General features: G+C 62.4%; 28 protein-coding genes. 23 read left to right on the top strand and 5 right to left on the bottom strand.

What is annotated here, in order from left to right:
* The first annotated feature begins 5 nt into the window (after positions 1-5).
* The 19 genes from AB3147_RS16900 (at position 6) to AB3147_RS16810 (ending at position 14,360) form a co-directional block, all read left to right on the top strand.
* The gene (locus tag AB3147_RS16900; protein ID WP_367352493.1) at positions 6-1,292 is read left to right on the top strand and encodes a phage major capsid protein; all 1,287 of its coding nucleotides are present in this window, start codon (positions 6-8) and stop codon (positions 1,290-1,292) included.
* Between the two features lie 53 nt (positions 1,293-1,345).
* A complete protein-coding gene (locus AB3147_RS16895) occupies positions 1,346-1,603 on the top strand; it encodes a hypothetical protein (protein ID WP_143218558.1) in 258 nt (85 codons plus the stop codon).
* The gene (locus tag AB3147_RS16890) at positions 1,587-1,895 is read left to right on the top strand and encodes a head-tail connector protein (protein ID WP_367352492.1); all 309 of its coding nucleotides are present in this window, start codon (positions 1,587-1,589) and stop codon (positions 1,893-1,895) included. The genes AB3147_RS16895 and AB3147_RS16890 overlap by 17 nt, the downstream gene beginning before the upstream one ends.
* Positions 1,896-2,228, top strand: coding sequence for a head-tail adaptor protein (locus AB3147_RS16885; protein WP_367352491.1), 333 nt, complete (start codon positions 1,896-1,898; stop codon positions 2,226-2,228). It begins immediately after the preceding gene.
* Positions 2,221-2,685 carry a hypothetical protein gene (locus tag AB3147_RS16880; RefSeq protein WP_367352490.1) on the top strand — a complete coding sequence of 155 codons (465 nt, stop codon included), beginning with the start codon at positions 2,221-2,223 and terminating at the stop codon, positions 2,683-2,685. The genes AB3147_RS16885 and AB3147_RS16880 overlap by 8 nt, the downstream gene beginning before the upstream one ends.
* A 9-nt stretch (positions 2,686-2,694) precedes the next feature.
* Positions 2,695-3,309 (top strand): phage tail terminator protein, encoded by a 615-nt coding sequence (locus AB3147_RS16875; protein WP_438860982.1) that lies wholly within the window; start codon positions 2,695-2,697, stop codon positions 3,307-3,309.
* Positions 3,296-3,487 (top strand): DUF2635 domain-containing protein, encoded by a 192-nt coding sequence (locus AB3147_RS16870; protein WP_179216423.1) that lies wholly within the window; start codon positions 3,296-3,298, stop codon positions 3,485-3,487. The genes AB3147_RS16875 and AB3147_RS16870 overlap by 14 nt, the downstream gene beginning before the upstream one ends.
* Positions 3,484-4,977 carry a phage tail sheath subtilisin-like domain-containing protein gene (locus AB3147_RS16865; protein ID WP_367352488.1) on the top strand — a complete coding sequence of 498 codons (1,494 nt, stop codon included), beginning with the start codon at positions 3,484-3,486 and terminating at the stop codon, positions 4,975-4,977. The genes AB3147_RS16870 and AB3147_RS16865 overlap by 4 nt, the downstream gene beginning before the upstream one ends.
* A gap of 68 nt (positions 4,978-5,045) precedes the next feature.
* Positions 5,046-5,393, top strand: a complete 348-nt coding sequence (locus tag AB3147_RS16860) for a phage tail tube protein (RefSeq protein WP_312538115.1) — start codon at positions 5,046-5,048, stop codon at positions 5,391-5,393.
* Positions 5,390-5,725: a phage tail assembly protein gene (locus tag AB3147_RS16855; RefSeq protein WP_088155650.1), complete on the top strand. Its 336-nt coding sequence runs from the start codon at positions 5,390-5,392 to the stop codon at positions 5,723-5,725. The genes AB3147_RS16860 and AB3147_RS16855 overlap by 4 nt, the downstream gene beginning before the upstream one ends.
* Before the next feature lie 101 nt (positions 5,726-5,826).
* Positions 5,827-7,794: a phage tail tape measure protein gene (locus AB3147_RS16850; RefSeq protein WP_367352487.1), complete on the top strand. Its 1,968-nt coding sequence runs from the start codon at positions 5,827-5,829 to the stop codon at positions 7,792-7,794.
* Position 7,795: 1 nt separating this feature from the next.
* Positions 7,796-9,118: a DNA circularization protein gene (locus AB3147_RS16845; RefSeq protein WP_367352486.1), complete on the top strand. Its 1,323-nt coding sequence runs from the start codon at positions 7,796-7,798 to the stop codon at positions 9,116-9,118.
* 13 nt (positions 9,119-9,131) lie between these two features.
* On the top strand, positions 9,132-10,220 hold the full coding sequence (locus tag AB3147_RS16840; RefSeq protein ID WP_367352485.1) for a phage baseplate assembly protein: 1,089 nt from the start codon (positions 9,132-9,134) through the stop codon (positions 10,218-10,220).
* A gap of 2 nt (positions 10,221-10,222) precedes the next feature.
* Complete coding sequence (locus AB3147_RS16835; protein ID WP_367352484.1) at positions 10,223-10,756, top strand: phage baseplate assembly protein V; 534 nt, start codon at positions 10,223-10,225, stop codon at positions 10,754-10,756.
* Entirely contained in the window at positions 10,756-11,166 is a 411-nt protein-coding gene (locus AB3147_RS16830) for a phage GP46 family protein (protein ID WP_367352483.1), read from the top strand. Before AB3147_RS16835 ends, AB3147_RS16830 begins: the two co-directional genes overlap by 1 nt.
* A complete protein-coding gene (locus AB3147_RS16825) occupies positions 11,156-12,199 on the top strand; it encodes a baseplate J/gp47 family protein (protein WP_367352482.1) in 1,044 nt (347 codons plus the stop codon). The genes AB3147_RS16830 and AB3147_RS16825 overlap by 11 nt, the downstream gene beginning before the upstream one ends.
* Positions 12,190-12,786, top strand: coding sequence for a YmfQ family protein (locus AB3147_RS16820; RefSeq protein WP_367352481.1), 597 nt, complete (start codon positions 12,190-12,192; stop codon positions 12,784-12,786). Before AB3147_RS16825 ends, AB3147_RS16820 begins: the two co-directional genes overlap by 10 nt.
* 7 nt (positions 12,787-12,793) lie before the next feature.
* Positions 12,794-13,666: a phage tail protein gene (locus AB3147_RS16815; RefSeq protein ID WP_367352480.1), complete on the top strand. Its 873-nt coding sequence runs from the start codon at positions 12,794-12,796 to the stop codon at positions 13,664-13,666.
* 337 nt (positions 13,667-14,003) lie between these two features.
* The gene (locus AB3147_RS16810; RefSeq protein ID WP_367352479.1) at positions 14,004-14,360 is read left to right on the top strand and encodes a phage tail protein; all 357 of its coding nucleotides are present in this window, start codon (positions 14,004-14,006) and stop codon (positions 14,358-14,360) included.
* Positions 14,361-14,363: 3 nt separating this feature from the next.
* On the opposite strand, the gene AB3147_RS16805 is transcribed toward AB3147_RS16810, so the two are convergent.
* Positions 14,364-15,386, bottom strand: a complete 1,023-nt coding sequence (locus AB3147_RS16805; protein ID WP_367352478.1) for a tyrosine-type recombinase/integrase — start codon at positions 15,384-15,386, stop codon at positions 14,364-14,366.
* Positions 15,387-15,603: 217 nt separating this feature from the next.
* On the opposite strand from AB3147_RS16805, the gene AB3147_RS16800 reads away from it, so the two are divergent.
* The 4 genes from AB3147_RS16800 (at position 15,604) to AB3147_RS16785 (ending at position 18,039) form a co-directional block, all read left to right on the top strand.
* Positions 15,604-16,398, top strand: a complete 795-nt coding sequence (locus AB3147_RS16800; protein WP_367352477.1) for a DNA adenine methylase — start codon at positions 15,604-15,606, stop codon at positions 16,396-16,398.
* Positions 16,399-16,497: 99 nt separating this feature from the next.
* Positions 16,498-16,953 (top strand): hypothetical protein, encoded by a 456-nt coding sequence (locus AB3147_RS16795; RefSeq protein ID WP_367352476.1) that lies wholly within the window; start codon positions 16,498-16,500, stop codon positions 16,951-16,953.
* Positions 16,946-17,473 carry a hypothetical protein gene (locus AB3147_RS16790; RefSeq protein WP_367352475.1) on the top strand — a complete coding sequence of 176 codons (528 nt, stop codon included), beginning with the start codon at positions 16,946-16,948 and terminating at the stop codon, positions 17,471-17,473. Before AB3147_RS16795 ends, AB3147_RS16790 begins: the two co-directional genes overlap by 8 nt.
* Positions 17,470-18,039, top strand: a complete 570-nt coding sequence (locus AB3147_RS16785; RefSeq protein ID WP_367352474.1) for a DUF2514 domain-containing protein — start codon at positions 17,470-17,472, stop codon at positions 18,037-18,039. Before AB3147_RS16790 ends, AB3147_RS16785 begins: the two co-directional genes overlap by 4 nt.
* Here AB3147_RS16785 and AB3147_RS16780 read toward each other — a convergent pair.
* The 4 genes from AB3147_RS16780 to AB3147_RS16765 form a co-directional block, all read right to left on the bottom strand.
* Entirely contained in the window at positions 18,019-18,549 is a 531-nt protein-coding gene (locus AB3147_RS16780; RefSeq protein WP_367352473.1) for a hypothetical protein, read from the bottom strand. The genes AB3147_RS16785 and AB3147_RS16780 overlap by 21 nt on opposite strands.
* 185 nt (positions 18,550-18,734) lie before the next feature.
* Positions 18,735-18,956, bottom strand: a complete 222-nt coding sequence (locus AB3147_RS16775; RefSeq protein ID WP_367352472.1) for a hypothetical protein — start codon at positions 18,954-18,956, stop codon at positions 18,735-18,737.
* Between the two features lie 142 nt (positions 18,957-19,098).
* Complete coding sequence (locus AB3147_RS16770) at positions 19,099-19,761, bottom strand: SOS response-associated peptidase (protein WP_367352471.1); 663 nt, start codon at positions 19,759-19,761, stop codon at positions 19,099-19,101.
* A 13-nt stretch (positions 19,762-19,774) separates the two neighbouring features.
* Complete coding sequence (locus AB3147_RS16765; RefSeq protein ID WP_367352470.1) at positions 19,775-20,521, bottom strand: DUF4145 domain-containing protein; 747 nt, start codon at positions 20,519-20,521, stop codon at positions 19,775-19,777.
* Positions 20,522-20,764 lie beyond the last annotated feature (243 nt).

Below are 20,764 nucleotides of genomic sequence, written 5' to 3'. Positions count from 1 at the left end.
AAACTATGCAATCCAATCTGTCTGAACAAGGCGCGCTGATGGGCGCGGTGGCCGGCGCGATGGGCGAAATGGCTCGCAAGAGCGGCGGCGCTGGCAATGATCCCGAGCGCCTCGAGATCAAGAGCCTGCTCGAGGACCTCGCCAAGCGCGACGAGACGATCAAGAAGTTCGCTGAAAAGGCCGGCGAAGAGATCAAGTCGCTGGGCCAGATCTCGGCCGAGACCAAGAGCGCTCTCGAGAAGATCGCCACCGAAGGTCTTGAAGTGCAGCAACGTCTGTTCGATCTGGAACAGAAGATGGCCCGTCGCGGCGCCGCCGAACAGCCCCGGGTCAAGACCTGGGGTGAGGTCGTCGCCGAGTCCGATGGCTACAAGAGCGTTGCCGAAGGCCGCGCCGCTCGGTCCGGTCGAATCGCTGTCAAGGCGGTCACGAGCGCAGTTACGTCCGCAGGCGTCATGGTCCCGGCGGACCGTCTGCCTGGCGTAGTGGTCGCACCGCTGCGCGAGCTGGTCGTCCGTGACCTGCTCCTGCCGGGTCGCACGACCAGCAACTCCGTCGAGTACGTGCGTGAGGATGTGTTCACCAACAATGCCGCACCGGTGGCCGAGGGCGCACAGAAGCCCGAGAGCGATATCACGTTCGAGCTCGCGAATGCTGGCGTGAAGACGATTGCCCACTGGATCCCGGCCAGCAAGCAGATCCTCGATGATGCTCCGCAGCTGCAGTCCTATATCGACATGCGCATGCTGTACGGCCTGCAGCTCAAGGAAGAGCAGCAGATCCTGCTGGGCGACGGTACCGGCGCCAACATGCTGGGGATCATCCCTCAAGCTGCGGCCTACCAGGTGGCGCGCAACAAGGATGGCGACACCATGATCGACGTGGTGCGCCATGCGCTGCTGCAGGTGCGACTGTCGCTGTACCGTCCCAGCGCCATCATCATGCACCCGGAGGAGTGGGAGGCGATCGAGCTCACCAAGGACAAGAACGGCAATTACATCTGGTCGAATCCGACTCTCTACAACGGAAAGAACCTGTGGGGATATCCGGTCGTGGAATCCATGGCAATGGCGCCGGGCGACTTTCTCGTCGGGGCGTTCAACGCCGGCGCGCAGCTGTTCGATCGTGAGGATGCCACCGTCGAGATCTCGGCAGAGGACCGCGACAACTTCATCAAGAACATGCTCACCATCCGCGCCGAGGAGCGCGCTGCATTGGCTGTGTACCGGCCCGCCTCGTTCGTGCATGGCACGTTCCCGTCGACGGCGGTCGCGCCGCCCTCGGGCGAGTAATCCGGAATCAACGTCACAACATGGAGGGCGGCGGCTGGGCCGCCGCAGCAACGATGAAAGCTATCGCACTCAGTACGTTCGAGAACGAAACCGAGGGCCTGGTGCGCCGAGGGTCAGTGCTGGAGGATCTCGACACGCGGCGCTTCAAGGCGCTTCAACTCGCTGGCTTGGTGGACGAGGTGGAGCCCGGCCGCAAAAAGCTCGAGGCCGGTCAGGCGCTGCCGAAACGTGCTCAGGCGCACGCAGACAAGCAAGCGCCCGTGCCGCAGAACAAGAGCCGCGGAGGGGCGCGCAATGGCGGGAGTTCCTGATCTCAACGAAGTCAAGGAGCACCTCCGAATCGACGGGACGGATCTGGACCGCATTCTCACCCGCCTATTAGCTGCGGCGATCGGTAGTGTGGCGCAGACCTTGGGGCGGCCGGTGCCGTGGACTGCGCTCAACGACCAGGGCGTTGAGGTTGTGACGTGCCCCGACGCTGTCGCTGCCGCGATCCTCCTGCAAGTGGAGGCCCTTTACGGGCCGAAGGGCAGCTCTCCGGATGTGAACAGTCGCGCTGTATTGGCGCTGCTCACTCCTTATCGCATCGACATGGGGGTGTAGATGGACTATCCCGAGGCAGGCGAACTAGACAAGAGGGTGACTTTTCGCAGGCTGCGGCACATGCCCGCTGCGGGCGGTGGGTTGGCAGATGAATTCCCCGCTTCGTTTGATCGCTGGGCGAAGATCACGCCGGTCGGGACGGCTGCCTATCTGGCTGGCATGCAGATCGACGCGAAGGTGACGCATCGGGTTGTGGTGCGCTTTCTGGAAGGCGTAGAGCGCGACTTTCAAATCGTACACAGGGGCTCTACCTATCGAGTCGAGCGAAGCGCACCGCTTAAAGGCGGCCGCGACTTTACCGTCTTCGAGGTGGAGCTGTTGGGCCATGGCTAAGGTCGCCGGAGTTCGCGCCGCCTTACACGTGGACGGTTGGGATAGCTACAGGCGCCTGGACTTTGATCGCAAGGAGGTGCGGAAGGGGTTTAGGCGCGTGGGTCGGCTCGTGCAGATCGCCGCTCGCAAGAGGATCCGGAAAGGCGCAGCGCTTCAAGACTATCCGGCTGGCCGGCGTGGAACGCTGGCGCGCAGCATCTCTGCCAAGGTAAGTCGGTCCGGCTTTTTCGTGCGTGTGGCGCCATTCAAGACGCCGGCAATGGGCGAAGACTTCTACCCCGCATATCTGTTCTACGGGGTGACGGGCAAGCCCCGGCGCAAGGACCGCCACGCTCAAGTCAAAAACGGAAAGTGGCGCATCAAGCCGCGCGGAAACTACATGACGGATGCCCTGGAAGAGCAGGCGGGCAACATCCGGTCGGTGCTCTCGGCGGCGCTGGCTCAAGCACTCAAGTAGGGAGGCGAAATGCGGATATCTCCGGTGGTCGAGCACATAAGGCGGTACGTGCCTGCGTTTGAGGGGCGCGTAGCCGGAGGGCTGGACACGGAAGTGGTGATGGGATCGGCTCACATGAAGCCGCCGGCGGCATACGTCATCCAGACCGATGACGACGCTGCCGACACGCAGTCGCAGACTTCGTATCTTCAGGAGATCCGGGATTCGATCGACGTGGTCGTGGTCCTGAAAACCCAAGACGAGCAAGGGTTCGGGGACGCCGATCTGCTGCATGAGATTCGGCGGCAACTACTCCTCGCGTTGGCAGGGTGGGAGCCTGACGACGAGTACGAAGGTCTGATCTACAACGGCGGCGATCTGGTGCGGTTGGACCGCTCGCGCTGCGTCTACCGATTTTCCTTCTCTGCCGGCTTCACGCTCGGTCGCGCTGCGTATGACGACTCACCCGGAAAGCCCGCCGAAACATGGGAAGAGTACGAACGGGACCGGCTGCCGGCATTCGCCGGGGGCACGCTGCGCCTGGATGCGATTGACCCGATGGCCGATCCGAACCTCAAGAAGCCCGGCCCTGACGGCCGGATTGAACACGAAGCAAGAATGGAGTTGCCACATGGCGAAACCTGAAATTCACGTGGTGCCCGCGCCTGGCCGGACTGTGCCGGATCCCGCGCGCGGCGATGTGTTGCCCAGCGAAGGGCGCAAGGTGGTGCGCGATCCGTACTGGATCCGTCGCATCGAAGACAAGGACGTGACCGTCGCCGAGCAGGGGTCGGTCAAGAAGGCAGGGGGCAGCACGAAATGATCTCCTTTAATTCGATCCCGGGTGATCTGCGCGTACCGTTGTTCTACGCGGAGATGGACAACTCCCAGGCGAACAGCGGGTCGACCCAGCTGCGCCGCCTCATCATGGCGCCCGCCAACGACAGCTCCGCAGCACCTGCCGAGCTCGTGCTTGCCAGCCAGGATAGCGAAGTCCGCGCCCTGGCCGGTGTCGGATCCCCGCTCGCGCAAGCCTATTCGGCGTGGCGCCGCAGCGATCCGATGGGGGAGGTCTGGATCCTGCCGGTCAAACTTGCTGCGGGCACTGCTGCGGCCGGCAAGGTGGTTGTGTCGGGCGTGGCGACGGAAGCAGGGGTGCTGAGCTTCTACGTCGGCGACGACCGCGTCCAGATCACGGTCGCCAGCGGCATGACTGCGGCAGCGGTCGGTAGCGCGATCGCCGCCGCAGTAAACGACAAGGGTCTGAGCGTGCGGGCGGCTGCGTTGCCCGAGACCAGCTCGGAGGTCACGCTGACTGCGACCTTCAAGGGCTTGCTCGGAAACGACGTTCGCCTCGGCGTGAATCTTCGCGGCAGCGCCGGCGGTGAGCGAACGCCGAGCGGCCTGGTTCTCGATATCACCCAGCTCACTGGCGGCGCCGGCGTGCCTGACATGGAAGACCTGCTCGCAAAGGTGGGGGACGCGGAGTTCGAGTTCATCTATCACACCTTCACCGACACCGCCTCGCTCGATGCGTTCAAGGCGTGGATGGATGACAGCAGCGGTCGCTGGTCGTGGAGCAAGATGTTGTACGGCCATGTCTACACAGCTCGGCGTGGGACGGTGGGGGAGTTGGTCACGGAAGGCCGCACGCGCAATGACCAGCATCACACGGTTCATGGGTTCGAAGTGCAGACGTCTGCACCGGCATGGAAAGTCGGCGCGGCATACGCGGCTCGGCAGGCGGTATTCATCTCCGCTGATCCCGCGCGTCCGACGCAGACTGGCGAGCTGACCGGTATCGCGCCGCCCGCTGAGGGTAAGCGGTACTTGCTGGTCGAGCGGCAATCGCTCCTGTGGTCCGGGATTGCGACGTCGTATTGCACGGTGGACGGCGTACGGATCGAGCGGGCGGTCACGACCTATCAGCGCAACGCGTACGGACAGCCGGATGATTCCTACCTCGACAGCGAGACGATGCACCAGTCGGCGTACATCATCCGCTTCCTGAAGGGGCGTATCACGAGCAAGTACGGTCGGCACAAGCTCGCGAACGACGGCACCCGATTTGGTGCCGGCCAGGCCATCGTGACACCCAGCATCATTCGCAACGAGTTGATCGCGGCGTACAGCGCGCTCGAGCGCGAGGGGATCGTGGAGAACATGGAAGCGTTTCAGGAGCATCTGATCGTCGAGCGCGACGCTCAGAATCCGAACCGCGTCAACATCCTGTTCCCGCCAGACTACGTCAACCAGCTGCGCGTCGTGGCGCTGCTCAATCAGTTCCGACAGCAGTATCCCGACGCGTCGTAACCGCAGGCAGTACCAAGCAGAAGGCCCGCCACGTGCGGGCCTTTTTCATTCGAGAAAGGAGTTAAGTCATGGGGCAAAAGGTTGCCGGCACCGTCTATTTCAAAGTGGACGGGGAGCAGATTGAAGTAACAGGCGCGGCGGAAGCGCCGACCACGGACGTCACGCGCGAAAGTCTGCGCCCGGGGTATTACTCGGAAACGGATCGAATCCCTTACCTGAAGGTCGATGCGCTGCATACGCCGGCGCTTTCGTTGAAGAAGCTGCAGGACGCGACGAGCATGACCGTGACCTGCGAATTCAAGAACGGGCGTACGTATGTTCTGTCGGAGGCCTACCAGGTGGGCGAACCGGTATCCACCGGCGATGACGGCAAGGTGCAGCTGCAGTTCGACGGCGTGAAAGGAGTCTGGCAATGACGGAAGAATACCCGCTGTCCAGCCCGATCAAGGCCCACAACGAAGAGCTGACGACTCTCACGCTGCGTAAGTTGACACCGGCTGACGCTCGCGCCGTTAAGGCGCTCCCGTACCACGTTGCGACCGATGAGTCGGTGCGCATCGACGCGGACGCGGCGTCCAAGTACATCGTGCGTATGGCCGGCATCCCGCTTGGCGCTGTCGATCAGCTTGAGCTGACCGACTTCAACGCGTTGGCCTGGAAGGTGGCTGGTTTTTTCTTGGGTTCGGAGTCGCAGACTACGGCGAGCTCCGGCGCCTCGTCTACAACGTCGCGTACTTCTGGCGGATAGACCCGGAAGTGACCATGTCCCGCCCGCTCGAGCTGCTGTTCGAGCAGGCGCAGGAGTGCGATCGAATCGCGCAGTCGCGAGGGCAGCAGGAGGGATAACACATGGCCGGAGAAAAGTTCCAGCTAAAGGCGTTGATTACGGGCGTCGACAAGCTGTCGCCCACACTTGCTGGCGCACGAAAGAGCGTGGCTGGGTTTCGCAAGACGCTCGAATCGAGCAGTCTCGCGAAGGGCTTTAGCCTGGGTGATATCGCGCAAGGCGGTGCCTTTGCGGCACCGTTCATCGCGGGCGCGAAGGCGGCGATCGAGTTTGAATCGGCCATGGCCGACGTGCGCAAGGTCGTCGACTTCGACACGCCGACGCAGTTTAAGGAGATGGGCCAAGACGTCATCCGCATGTCAACGCGGCTGCCCATGGCAGCGAAAGATATCGCTGCAATTGTGGCTGCGGGCGGGCAGGCCGGCCTCGCGAGGGGTGAGCTGACCCGGTTCGCGGAGGACGCGGTCAAGATGGGGGTTGCATTCGACAGCACTGCTGAGGAATCGGGCGACATGATGGCGAAGTGGCGCACCTCGTTCCGCATGACGCAGGACGAGGTCGTGGCGCTGGCTGACAAGATCAACTATCTCAGCAACAACGGGCCAGCCTCCGCGAAGCAGATCTCCTCGATTGTGACTCGCATTGGTCCGCTCGGTGAGGTTGCAGGGCTGGCGTCTGGGCAAATTGCGGCGATGGGCGCGACGTTGGCCGGCATGGGCGTGCAGGAGGAGGTCGCAGCGACCGGCATGAAAAATTTCATGCTTACACTCACCTCGGGCGCCTCCGCAACCAAGCAACAGCAGCAGGTGTTCAAGGCGCTGCGCATGGATGCAAAGAAGGTCGCCGTCGACATGCAGAAGGACGCGCAGGGAACGATCGTGCGCATCCTGACCGCGATCAGTAAGGTCGATAAGACGAAGCAGGCCTCCGTGCTGCAGTCACTGTTCGGGCGTGAATCCATCGGCGCGATTGCCCCGATGCTGAACAACCTGGACCTGCTCAAGCGCAACCTCGCCAACGTCGCTGCCGAGACGGAGTATGCCGGCTCGATGAACAAAGAGTACGAGGCGCGAGCAGCGACGACGGCCAACAACATCCAGCTCCTGCAGAACCGAGCTGTTGCGCTTGGGAACGCCATCGGCTCGACGCTCCTGCCGCCCATCAACGGCTTTATCGGTGCGGCAGGTCCGATGATTGATCGGGTGACCGGTCTGATCCAACTGAATCCTTGGCTCGTCAAGGGTGTCTTGGGTGCTGCGCTGGCCTTCGGTGCGATCCGCGTGGCGATGGTCGGCGCAGCGTTTGCCATGAAGGCGCTCAACGCCGTTGTCGCGATGAGCCCGCTGGGCATGGTCGTTCGGGGGATGGCGTTGGCGGCGGGCTTCCTGCTCGCCAATTGGTCCACGGTTGGTCCGTGGTTTCGCGAGCTGTGGGGGAGTATCGAAAACTGGGGCAATGCCGCATGGCAGGGAATACAGGGCGTCTGGTCAACGGTGACGGGATTCTTTGACGGGATCTGGACGGCAGTCGTTGCGGGCGCCTCGGTGGCTTGGGAGGGTCTGAAAGGGGCCTTTCTGAACGCAACGCCGCTCGGCCTGGTAATGAAGAACTGGGAGCCGCTCGTGGATTGGTTTAAGAACTTATGGGAGCGCGTCAAGGCTTACATCGAGCCGATTACGGGAGGCCTGCAATGGCTCAAAGACAAGGTCGGCGGGGTGTTCGGCGGTGGAGATTCAAAGCCCGCCGCTCCGCCAGCAGGCGCCGACGTGGCAGGGCCAGCTGCAGGCGGGCTGGTGGGACGCGGGATAGGCGAGAGCATGGCGGCGTATGAGGCTGCTCGTGATAGCGGCGGCGGCGCCGGCTTGGCGTCTTCTGCCGGTGCTGTTCAACCGGCCAAGCTGGACGGGGACTTGCGCATTCGTTTCGACGGCGCACCGCAGGGTATGCGGGTGGAAAGCGTGAAGACCAATCAATCCGGCCTGAGCGTGAGCCCATCCGTCGGTTATCGAACGCTGGGTGAGGTGGGCTGATATGGGCTGGAAAGAAGAAAAGCAAAAGGCGTCCTTTCGCGGGGTGCCGTTTCTTGTCGACGCGGACAGCGGTCGGCGCGGTAGACGCACGGTGCTCCACGAGTACCCGAAGCGGGATGTACCGATGGTCGAAGACATGGGCCTCGCAACTCGCAACTACAATATGGTTGCGTGGGTGGCAGGACCTGATTGCTTCACTCAGCGAGATGCGCTGCTGAAGGTGCTGGAGGATCCTGGCGCCGGGGAGCTCGTGCATCCCTGGTATGGGCGTGTGGAAGTGGTCTGCACGAGCGTCGACGTTTCGCACTCGGAGTCTGAGGGCGGCGTGGTCCGCTTCGATCTGGAATTCATCAAGGGTGCCGCGACCGCTTTCCCGGTGGGCACGGCTAACTCGGCGGTACGCGCCGACCTGGCCGCGTCCGGCGTGCAGACGTCTGCACTGTCGCGATTCTCGGACGTCACGAGCGCGCTTGATATGGCTAAGGCCCAATCCAAGGTTGCCCTCGGAGCGCTGAGCGAGGTACGCGGCTTCCTCGACCGGACGACGTCGCCGTTGCGATCCGCCTTTCAGACGGTCCAGCAGGTTTACTCGGACATTGTGACGGCGCCCGATAAGTTTGCCGCGATGCTGTTCTCGCTCGTGAACGAAGTTCCGAGGGAGTTCGGCGGCTTTGGCAGTTCTGCGAAGGGCGGCGGCCTGATCTCCCTGCAGGGCGTTTTCGGCAAGAGCGATGCGGCTCGCGGCCTAGCCGGCGTAAACCGCTCCAATGAGCCGGTGACCGCCGCGCTGGTGGGCGGGATTGTGGATCTGACCCGTGATGCGTTGATAGTGGACGCTGTGCGCGATGTGTCGGTCCTTCCGACAGGTAGCCCGCCGAGGCGCCCGTCTGCGATGGTTGCAGTCGACTCGGCAAAGCAACAGGCCGTGCTGGTCGATGCAAGCAACGGCCTCGAGGTGGCGGAGACGATGCTCGGCGACCAGGCGCGCGACCTACCGGTCGTGGATGACGTGCGGAGCGTACGGGATGAGTTGAAGGCAGCGATCTGGAGCGCCGCCCTGGAGGCGCCGCCCGAGCATTACGAAGCGCTCGCGACCGCCCGCCAGGCCGCAGGCCGTCATCTGGATGCAGTCGGTTTAAAGGGGCTGCGGCTGAAGAGTTATTCGCCGGTCGCGGTTATGCCCGGGCTCGTCCTGGCGTACCGGGAATACGCCGACGCGACGCGTGCGGGCGAAATCGTGACGCGCAACCGTGTCCAGCATCCGGGGTTTTTACCCGCGCGCGAACTTATGCTGATTGGGGGTGGACGTGGCGGAACAGGTTGATCCAGAAAACGTAGTGACGCTGACGGTCGATGGCCAGGACTACAACGGATGGAAGGAGATACAGATCGGCGCCGGCATTGAACGGCTCGCGCGGGACTTCTCGCTGTCCGTTACGTGGCGGTGGCCGGGAAGTGCTGAGCAGCCGGTGCGAATACGACAGGGAGCGCGCTGTGAGGTCAGGATCGGGCGAGATCTGGTGCTAACCGGCTATGTCTTTGCGACGCCGATCCGGTATTCCGCTACGGAGGTGACCGTATCCGTTACGGGGCGGTCTCTCACGGCGGATTTGATTGATTGCACGGTGGACGAAAAGCCGGGGCAATGGCGCGGTCAGTCCGTGGCGGAGATCGTGCGAGCGCTGGCCGGCTCGTACGGTGTCGCGGTGGTCGATGAGATTCGCGACGGCGCCGTGGTCGCGGACCATAGCGTCGAGCCGACGGAAACGGTGTTCGAGTCGATCGACCGGCTTCTCAGTTTGTCTGAGCTGTTCGCGACCGATGACGGGCGCGGCCGGTTGGTGATGGCTCGGCCAGGCAGTGAAGGACGGGCGGCCGATGCCCTGATCCTGGGCCAAAACATCAAGGAGGGTGACGCCGCGCTCGACTTCGCGAACTTGTACTCCGAGTACCGGTGCGTCGGACAGCGGTCAGGATCTGATGACGAGTTCGCGGCTGCCGCCTCTGAAGTGTCCGCTCGCGTGACCGACGGACGTGTCGAGCGCCGCCGGATGCTCAAGGTAAATCCGAGCGGGCAGCTCACGCCTGCGCTGGCGCAGCGCCGCGTCGAGTGGGAGCGGGATTACCGGCTGAGTCGGGCGCTGAAAGTTTCGTATGTGGTCCAGGGTTGGCGTCAGAGCGATGGCTCGCTGTGGCGGCCAAACCTCGTCGCGAGGGTGCGGGACGATCTGATTGGCTTCGATCGCGACATGCTCGTCGTCGAAGTTTCCTATGTGCTCGGGGATGGCGGAATGGTGTCGCGTATGACCCTGGCGCCGCCAGAGGGGTATGTCCCGGAGCCCACGCACAAGAAGGGAAGAAAGCGCAAGAAGGGTAAAGGCGGCGACGCCTTCGAGTACCTGTTGCCCGAAGATTGGGAGGAATAGTCATGAGCGCCTTGGGTAATGCGGTGCGCAATGTTGTGGCCCGTGGTGTGGTGGCCGTGGTGGATGCTGGGCGCAAGCTGCAGGCTATCCAGGTGCGGCTTACTGCGGGAGAGGTAAAGGGCGACGTCGAGCACTTTGAACCGTACGGATGGACATCTCACCCGCACCCTGGTGCGGAGACTGTGGTCGCGTTTATCGGCGGAGACCGATCGCACGGCGTCGTTATCTGTGCGGCCGATCGGAGGTACAGGGTCGTTGGGCTCGAGGCCGGCGAGGTCGCCATTTATTCAGACGAAGGCGATTCGGTTGTTCTAAAACGCGGACGGACCGTCGAGGTCACTACGGAGGTCTTCCGATTGAACGCCAAGCGCTGCGAGCTGAACGCGCCAGAAGGCATCGTGCTGAATGCAGGGGTTGTTTCGGCATCGGGAGGCATCAAGGCCGAACAGGACATTGTCGCCGGCCAGACCAGCGTCCAGGGCCATCGGCATAGGGACGTGCAGCCTGGCTCTGGCACGAGCGGGGGGCCGGTCTGATGGACATTCGATACGTAACCGGGGTGACTACCCCGCTCGGCCGGGCGGTCGTTATCAGCCTATTCACTTGGCGGCGGGCACTGGATAGCGACCCGGTCGACGACGCGGACCTGCAGGGATGGTGGGGTGACTCCTTTCCGGCGATCACTGACGATCGCATCGGGTCGCGCTTGTGGCTGCTTCGGCGCCGCACGCTGACGGAGCAGACGCGCCTGGACGCAATCGCGTATGCGCACGAGTCCCTGCAGTGGATGATCGACGACGGAATCTTGACGCGGGTTGAGATCGAAGTGGAGCGTCAGGGGCGAGAGCGACTGGCGATGCGCGTCGTCGGAGTGCATGCCGATGGTGCGAGGGAGCTGCTCGCGGACTTCAACGATATATGGCAGGTGATAACAAATGCCTTTTGAAATTCCTTCGCTACCGGTCTTGGTCACTCGCACGGAAAGCGATTTGACCGCGCTTGCTGACACGGCACTGCGCCGTTCCGATCAACAGGTTCTATCCCGTTGCCATGCAGGGGCGACATACGGGCTCTACGGATTCCTGGGATGGCTGTCTCGGCAGATCCTGCCTGACACTTGCGACGAGGACGTCCTTGCGCGCTGGGCGGCGATGAAGGTGGTACCGAGGACGCCGGCCTCGAGCGCTGCTGGCGGTGTGGTCATGCGGGGTGCGGTCCATTCGGTGCTCGACGCCGGCGCGCTGCTCCAGGCGCAGGATGGTCGCCAGTACCGCACGACGCAGACTGTCGTATTCGGGTCCGATCGGGAAACCGTACCCGTCCGTGCCGTGGTGGCCGGTGTGGCCGGTAACGCGCCGGCCGGGCTACCGCTGTCCTTGGTGTCGCCGAATGTCGGGGTCCAAGACCAGGGCGAGGTCGGGGTCGGTGGGCTGACGGCCGGGACCGACGAGGAGCGTCTCGAGGCGTGGCGGGCTCGTGTGATTGCGGACTTTCGACGCGTGCCGCACGGCGGCGATGAGGAGGACTACGAAAGCTGGGCTATGGAGGTGCCGGGTGTCACACGGGCATGGGCGCGTGGCAATCATCTGGGGCTAGGCACTGTCGCGGTGTTCTTCGTACGGGACAACGATGCCGACCCAATACCGGGCTCGGAGGCGATCGACGCCGTGCAGGCGCACTTGGAGGCCAAGCGGCCGGTTACTGCGGAGGTGTATGTCCTCGCCCCGCAGCCGCTACCGGTCCAGTATCGGATCTCGCTGACGCCGGATAGCGCGATGCTTCGCGCAAGGGTGGAGGCGGCGCTCCGCGATCTGCATCTGAGAGAGGCGGACTTAGGGCAACGGCTTCTCTGGACGCATATCGGGGAGGCGATCAGCGCAACGCCGGGCGAAGAGGATCACCGCCTCGTGGCTCCGGCGGCGGACGTGGTGCCGGCGGAGCATCAGTTGCCAACGTTCGGGGGTGTTGAATGGCTGTGAGATCTGAACAGGATTACAGCTCGCAGCTCCTCGCCTTGCTGCCGCCGGGCCCGGCTTGGGACGACGAAGCGGTGCCCGAGCTGATCGCGGTTCTACGAGCCCTCGCGAGAGAGTTTTCGCGCGTCGATGCGCGCGCGGTGGATCTGCTCGGCGAGATGGTGCCGTCCGGCGTGCGCGCGCTCTTGCAGGATTGGGAACGGGTGCTCGGTCTGCCTGATCCGTGCCTCGGCGCGGAGGGCGGGTTCGCCGAGCGCCGGGCGGAGGTCGTAAGGCGCTTCGGAGAGGTGGGCCGGCAAGACCCGCTTTACTTCGTAGAAATCGCACGCAAGCTGGGTTATCCGGACGCCTGGATAGAGGAATTCAGGGCGCCGCGGTTCGGCCGGTCGATCTTTGGCCAGGCGCGTTTTGGCACGCGGCGGCAGCAGTTCCTGTGGAAGTTCCACCTCGGCGCCCGCCGAGCTGGCGGGGCGCGGTTTGGCGTCACGCAGTGGGGCGAGCGCTTCGGCGCGAACCCGAACAACATCATTGAGTGCATTGTGCGGCGCTACCGGCCCGCACACACGCACGTCATTTTCGAATATCAGTGAGGTAACGATGGATTATCCGAAGAGTGTCCCCGGTGTGGGATTGGTTGCGGGTCGGTTTGTTAACGAGGACCCGATCGCCGGCCGCGCGGGGTCATTGATTCCGGCTGAGTGGGGCAATGCGGTAACGGACGAGATGCTGACCGTGATTGCGGCGGCGGAGCTCCTGCCCAGCGAGTCGGACAACGGCCAGTTGCTCAAGGCCATCAACAGCCTTGTCGGGCTGGCCGTGAAGGGCCGGCCGTTGGTGTATCCCATCAGCGCTCTGCCGACGCAGAATGTAGGACCGATCGTGGTGGCCGAATGCGCTGAGGTGTGGATCTGGTCCACATCGGCGGCGTACACCGGCTATCGGTCTCCGCTGTGCGGTCGGCCCTTGGACGGACATACCGTCACGCCGTTGCCCAGCGAAGTCGACGCGGTAGGCGGCGTGGTCAGGAAGTCGGCATACCCGGGCTTGTGGGGCTACGCGCAGGAAAACGGCCTGGTTGTGACGCAGGCGGTATGGACCGCGAACCGGGGCGCGCATTACTTCGTCGACGTCGACAGTACCAATTTTCGGTTGCCGGATTTGCGCGATATGTTCCGCCGTTTTAGCGGAACTGACGCTGACACTGCAAATGCAAGAGCACTCGGAAGTTGGCAGCGTGGAACTCTGACAACCTACGACCCCTTCACCGGGGACGGCGAGGGAGTGACTGCCATCGGTTGCGCGAACCCGAACTCGGTCTCCTCAATCGGTGCGGAGCGCGCTGACCTGTCGCGTTATCCCGCGCTGATTACTACCATCACGACGGGCGGATACACCACGACTACTACCGTCAGCATGTCCGCCATGGTCAGGACGCAGAACGTCGCGTTTCACCCCAGAATTCACGCATAGGCTACGCGTGGATTCTCGGAAGGAAAGCGACGTTGACGGGGCGTGTCTCTGCTCCGCCGAAGGGCGTAACGCGCAGACCGTAGGCGCCTACGCCGTCCCAGCCTGCGCCAATGTTGTTGACGTTCGCGGTTGTGACTCGCATACCGATGTTCGTCGTGCCGGTACTACCAGAGGATGCGGTATTAACGTCCAAAGCGGCCCGTCTAACGCTCCAAGGGGACGTGCCGCTGATCGACGCATCGAACGTCGGCTGTTGCCGCCTGATCTCGTCGGATTGTATGGATCCCAATGCCCTCGCATTTGCAGTGCAAATTACATTTCTTTAGGAGAAATCAGTATGCAGAAAGACGTATTTCAAACCGACGATCACGGCCTGTTCATGTACAAGTCGATCGCGAACGAGCTCGCTCTTACGCCCGGGGCCTTCAATGTCCCATACGGTGCATATGAGGACGCCCCTCCGACGCCGCTGGCGGGGAAATGGCCGCGCCGGGTGGGCGACGCCTGGACGCTGGTCGACGACTATCGCAACACGCAGCTGTGGGTGGTGGAGACCGGCGACTCGTACTCTGTAGGTTCCGAGCTCGAGGGTTCAAGCGGAAAGCTCAGTTATCCCGGTTGGGGTGAACTGCCGGTATGGCTTACTACGGTGGAGCCGGCGCGCCCCGTCGCCGAGGCCTCGCCCGAGTCCTAAGTGCTACGCGGCCAAAGGCATCGCTTCGAGCTCGAGCTCGCGTTCGCGGCGCATTTCTTCGAGCTGACGCCGGCCCAGTGGGCTGTGCGTCAGCTTATGCGCGAGTTCTCGGCCGTGCGGATGGTAGTAGCGCAACAGCATGCGGGTGTCGACGTTCCCGTTGACCTTTGCCAGCTCGTGAATCTGAAACACGGTTGCAAGCTGCGACGTGCCTTCGTGGCGCAGGTCGTGAAATCGCAGGTCTCGGAAGTAGGCTGCGTTCGGGCGACGTCCATAGTGTCGGCACATCGCTTCGTATCGCAGGCGAGCTCGGCGACGTGCGCGAATAAACGCGCGCGTGACCGACCCGGGCTGCATTGTGAAGATGCGCCCTCGCATGGGCTTGGCTGTGACCCAGCGCCGAAGAGCTTCACGCGCTCTCGGCGTCAGAGGTACGTCGCGGGAACGTCCGTTCTTCGTGTGAGGTAGATGTACGACGCCGTGCATCAGGTCGAGGCGCTCGCGATGGATGCCGACGACCTCAGACCGGCGCATGCCGGTTTCTTTGGCGACGATCAGGATGGTCGGCAACTCGGCCGACCTGGTCGCGCGAATGATCCATTCAAGTTCTTTTCGCGGACAGTCCTCATCGGAGACGCCCCGCAATGTGATGCGATCAAAGAGACGGCGGTCGCGCGCGTCGTCGACCGCCGGTCGCCGCACAAGTTGGACGGGGTTCGCCAATTGGTCAAACCCCCAGTCTTTGCGGATAACGGTGAAGACGTGAGACAGGAAGGCCATGCGACGCACCACGGTCGCCGGCGCGCGATCCTTAAGCCATTCGTCGCGCAGCTCGGTTAGGTCTGAGCTGCGGATCCGGTCGACCGGGCGGATGGCGATGCGCGTAGCACGCCAGACGCGAGCGATGGACTGCTCTGCCGCGTGCCCCTTCTTGGTGGATGAAACCTCGGCCAGGTAGCGCGTGAGTGCGTCTGCGAGGGTGGGGGCAGGCTTTCGGCGGGGCTGACGGCGGGACCAAGGTTTCATGGCAAAAGCCACGAGTGTCGCCGATTGAGCGCAATTTGATAAGGAGGTGGATCAGAACCGCATTCGATCACCTAGGGGCCAAGCAGTTAAGAAGGGCACCGGCCCGGCGTGCGCTAACACGTCGAGCCGGTACCCGCCAGCAGTCGTAGCCTGCAAGCCGGCCGAGGCCCTTCACTCATGCATGAGCGGGGCAGAGGCTACCAGATTTGAGGTTTGCATGCATTCTCAGCCGATCATCCCCTGGATTGGGGGCAAGCGACGTCTTGCAAAGAAGCTGATTCCCTATTTTCCGAGGCATAGCTGCTACGTCGAACCGTTCGCGGGCGGCGCTGCGCTCTTTTTCCTGCGGCCGACGCCGGCCGATACGGAGGTTCTCAACGACATAAACGGCGACTTGATTAGGCTGTACCGCGTGGTGCAGAACCACTTGGAGGAGTTTGTCCGACAGTTCAAGTGGGCGCTCAGCAGTCGTCAGATTTTCAGTTGGATGCAGATGACCAGGCCGGAGACGCTGACTGACATCCAGGCGGCGGCGCGGTTCTACTACCTGCAGCAGCTTTCATTCGGCGCGAAGGTCGACGGCCGGAGCTTTGGTACGGCCACAACAGCGCCTCCCGGCCTGAATCTCCTACGACTTGAGGAGACGCTGTCGCAGGCACACCTGCGCCTCGCGAACGCATACATCGAGCACCTGCCATGGCAACGGTGCATGGAGATGTACGACCGCGAGCACACCTTTTTCTTCATTGATCCGCCGTATTGGCAGACGGAAGGATATGGCGTTGAGTTTGGTTTCGAACAGTATGTCGACCTGGCTGAGCGGCTGGGAAAGCTGAAGGGAAAGGCGATCGTGACGCTGAACGACCATCCCGACATTCGGGAGGCTTTCTCGAACTTCCGAATCGAATCGACGAAGCTGCGATACACGGTGGGCGGCGCAGGCGGAGTGGAGCGCTCCGAAGTCATCATCTTCAGCTGGGACGTCCAGTCCGAGCCAGCGGGGTTGTTTTGATGACCGCGCACATACACCACGTGACCCGCGATTGCGGGTTTTTTCTCGAACCAAATACGGGAGGCAGCAATGCGGACCCTCACTAGGAGCAGTACCGAGATGGAACCAAGTTCCGCAGGATTGGGCGGGTTTGCCGCCATAAAAATTGCCCTGGCGTTTGGCGTGCCGGCGGCGATGGCAGCGCTGATTGGCATGTTGCTGATGCCGCCGAAAACGCCGAGGGAATTTGTAGCGCGCACTGCGTGCACGGTCGTCAGCTCGTTCTTGTTCGGTCCGCTGCTCGCGATGGCGGCGATCTCGTGGATGCCGAGCTTGATGGACGCTGCGCATTGGATGGCCGTGCGTACCGGCCTGGGCGAGGACGGCTTGCTCGCGATGTTTTATGTGTTGGGGCCGTGCATGCTGCTTGCGGGCCTGCCCGCGTGGTGGGTGCTCGGCGCGTATCTGCGACTGACCGCAAAGCTGCAGAGCCAGGACCTGGTCGATTGGGCGGTCGAGATCCGCCGTAAGGTGCTCGGAGTTCAAGCAGAGCAGGGGGGCAAGCACGATGCTTAATGCCATTTTAGAAAGGGCGGTCATTCCCGCGCTGCAGCTTCTGCCCGCGAACATGGATACCCCGGCCGCGCGCATCATGCTCCTGGCCATCGGCCTGCAGGAGAGCCGATTCACGAAACGCCGGCAGCTCGTCGGCAGCCCGCCGAGGCCTGTGGGGCCGGCCAAGAGCTTTTGGCAAGGGGAGGAGGGTGGGGGCATGGTGAAGGGAGTCCGGACGCATGCCGCGACTAAGGACATTGCCGCGCAGCTATACAGCGCGCGTGAAGTGGTTCCCACGAACCGCGACATATGGTATGCGATCGAGAATGACGACGTGCTCGCTGCGGCGTTGGCTCGTTTGCTGCTCTGGACGGATCCGCTGCCCTTGCCGAAGGTCGGGGCCGAGGAGGATGCTTGGGCTCTGTACTTGCGTACTTGGCGGCCGGGTGCTTATGCGCGAGGCACGCCTGCGCAGCGAGCTGCGCTCCGCGCCAAGTGGGGTCGCAACTATGCGCTGGCGATGGATGAGGTGGTCGGATGAGCCTCTTCAGAAACACTCTCGTCAGCCTGACCGGCTGGAAAGGGTATGCAGTTGCGGTGGGCGCAGGGTTGGCTGCTGGCGCATTGGCGGCTGGGGGGGGCGCCTGGACCGTCCAGGGCTGGCGTGGTGACGTGAAGCTGGCCAGGGTGACGAAAGCGCATGCACACGAGCTTGCGAAACAAGCACAAGCCACTGTCGCTGCAGTTGAAGCGGCCCGAACGGAAGAAAGGCGGCGCGTAGCTGCCGTGGAGAAAGCTCGTGATGATGCAACGAAACAAGCCGCTCTTGCGGTTGCTGATGCTGCCCACGCTCGTTCTGAGCATAGCCGGCTGCTCGTCCACGCCAACACGCTGGCTCGCGCCGCAGTCGATCGCGATCCCTCCGCTGCCGTCGGAAGCGCGGCAGGATCCTCTGCCGTCGACTTGCTCGCCTTCATGCTCGGCCGCGTTAGCGTCCGAGCTACAGAACTTGCGGCTGTTGCGGACCGTGCCCGGATCGCAGGACTGACATGCGAGCGCGCGTATGACGTATTGCGATACGGGGATCTAGGTCAGGTGCCAGACTAGGGAAACCATACCCGCGATAGCAAATATCGCGGACATGACGCCGGCGACTTCAGCGCACTCTGTGCATCGGTCCCCGGCGTCGCTTGTCCATTTGGCTGTGGCTGCGGCGGTCAGCTCACTCCACGACTTTGCTGTCTTCGCCTCAAGGCGGTATTTATTTGCGCGGAGTCCGTTCAAGTAATGCGCTTTCGCGTTGGTGAACAGGTCGATGAGTGCGAGGAGTAAGCCAATGCCAAATGACCCGATGGAAATCTTGAGAGCGAAGCCCTTATCGGCACCATAGAGCGCGGTGGCGCCGGCCAGTCCGGCTATGTTGACGATCGCCAAATGTTTAACGGTTTCCAGTATCCAGTCGTCTCGCAACTTCCACTCTTGAGCCCCATAGTCGCGCCATTGCTCATGCACACCCGCGCCCGCGTCGACAAAGCGTTTTAGTTGGTCGACCATGAAGTGATGAGGTAGCGCTGGCTCCTTGGCTTCCTGAAACACAGCCGCTGCGAATTCGGACATTCGATCAAGGTCGTGCCCATGCTCATAAGCCCACCGCCGGCCCACAGTTCGGGCCTCCGCTTCGCTATTGACTTGCATCGAGCCCTCCCTGTGCCGTCTAAGTGCCCATAACGGCGGGCATCATAGCGCTTTTGGCTTTCTATCCTGAAGGCCGTGTCGCGGTGTGACTTGGGGCGGCTCTGAATTTACCCTGTCATCCACTGCATCCACCACCCCTGGTAGTAGCGTCGACCGTCGATCTCCTCGAAGCCGCAGACCATCATTCCTCTGTCCGAACAAAAGGTTAGTAGCTCCGGCTCAAGCAGGTCGGGGATGGGGCCCTTCTCCGTCGCGCCAAACTTGGCCAATCCGTCCATGGTCATCACCCGCACTTGACGGCGCATGTCTTGCCGAGTGATCGAGTACATCCGCACGGTGCCGGTGACGGCTGGCGCGGGGTCATTGTCTCGGCGCCTTTGGCCGAGGTAGTGAGTGCGTACGACGGAGCAATGCATGGTTCTGCTGCGATAATACTGTATATCTGTACAGTATAAGGCAGTAGAAACGGGGTCAGCTCACCGGTACAGCGACCAGCTTTTCAGAGGGGAAGGGCACAAGGAAATCCGGGCTTTGTTGGGCGCTAGCGGTAAGCCAGTCTCCGTACGCGCCCTCGGGCAGGATTACCACCATGCGCTTTTCCTTGTTGGGTTGGTGGTAGTCGCGAAACAGCGGGTCCTGATCGGCGTTGATGGTGAGCATCGTGAAGCTCTCCCTCCACGCACCTGTCGCGTCACGGTAACGGTCCCACAGGCCAGCGATGCCCAGCGGCGCACCGTCGGCCCGGGTGAAGCGCGTTGCTACGGCCTTGCCGGATCGCCAGTCGGGTTCGAAGATCGCATCGGCAGGGATGATGCAGTGCTGCGCCCGGCGCCAGGCATTGCGGAAGGTGAAGGCGTTGGCGACGCGGTCGTCGCGCGCGTTGAAGGTGGACAGCTTCTCGGCGCCAGCCAGCGCTTCCGGGCGGCTCGATCCAGAGATCAAGCCCCATCGACCCGTGACGGCTTCGATGTCGGGTACCGCTTCGTCGCCGGCGTCATGCTCTGGCGGTCGGCGGACGAACACGCCCTGATACCGCGGCCACATGTCGTACTTGCCAAGCACGCCTGGCCGGGTGACGCCAAACTTCTTTAGCAGCAGCTCGGCGTCTTTCAGCGTTTGGTAGTGGCTACACATGTCGTCCTACATGTCAGGCATTCGCAGCAGGATGCGGGGCCCCTTTCGCGAGCTCCTTTCTGTCTTTCATCTCAACTACAGCGGCGATCGTTTTGGCGCGCCGTGCGCGTGCGACGTACCATTCGTCATCGAGCAGTTTTAGCAGCTGCAGAAGCTCGTCAGCCTCGTCGTCATCTATATCCAACATCGCGTCGGCATCCTTTTCGGGATGGGCTCCGATGTTGCCTATGGCCTTCAGAGCCATCATCGCGTCATAGAGATCGGAATCGCAACGATCCTTTACCGCGACAAGCTCCGCGTGCAGTGTCTTCTCTGCTACATGCCAGCGATCTCTTAGCATGCCTTGCAGAGCGCGTCGGGACAACGTAGCCGAGGCTTTTGGACTGAGTGAGCGAATGAGGTACGCTTCGTTGTAGTCGTCCTTGACGAATTGTGGGACTGTCGGCGAAAGCGGCTCGGGAGTCGCAGGGGCAAACACGAATGTGCCAATTCCGATCGGTTGCGTGTGAACAACTCTAAAGACGCTGTTGACCAGTTTCCGTTGCCCCCATGACGCGCGCACCGCAACAAAATTGCTGCCACAAGTACCATTAGGACAGTGGATGAGCATGCCACCTATAATCGCGCGTTGGCCTTCGGGCGACTTTTCCGTGGTCAGCACAATGTCCTGTCTTTGGAAAGAACTATCGCCAATGATGACTGCATGCGCACATACGGGGCACTTCCATTGAAAAGGAGAGGTTGCATTGAATAGGTCCATATCTCGTCCGGTTACGCTTTGTAATCGCTCCGAGAATACCATTGCTGATTCGAGTCGGGAAAGAACTGGAGATGACAGTTTTGGCCCCAAGCTGGCCCCAAAATCTTTCCGAAGGGGCTAAAATAAACGCTTTCCGAGTCCCCTCCTTCGCACCACCAAATCCCCCCATGATTTCAATGATTTAGGTTTTAAACCTATCATTTCCTGAATGATTGGGCGGTCAGGCCAAGCCCGCTTCAGTTC

The organism is Achromobacter animicus, from assembly GCF_040775605.1.
GTDB classification, from domain to species: Bacteria; Pseudomonadota; Gammaproteobacteria; order Burkholderiales; family Burkholderiaceae_B; genus Achromobacter; species Achromobacter animicus.
The sequence above is the reverse complement of the archived record's forward strand: the minus strand, read 5'-3'. Positions and strand labels throughout refer to the sequence as shown.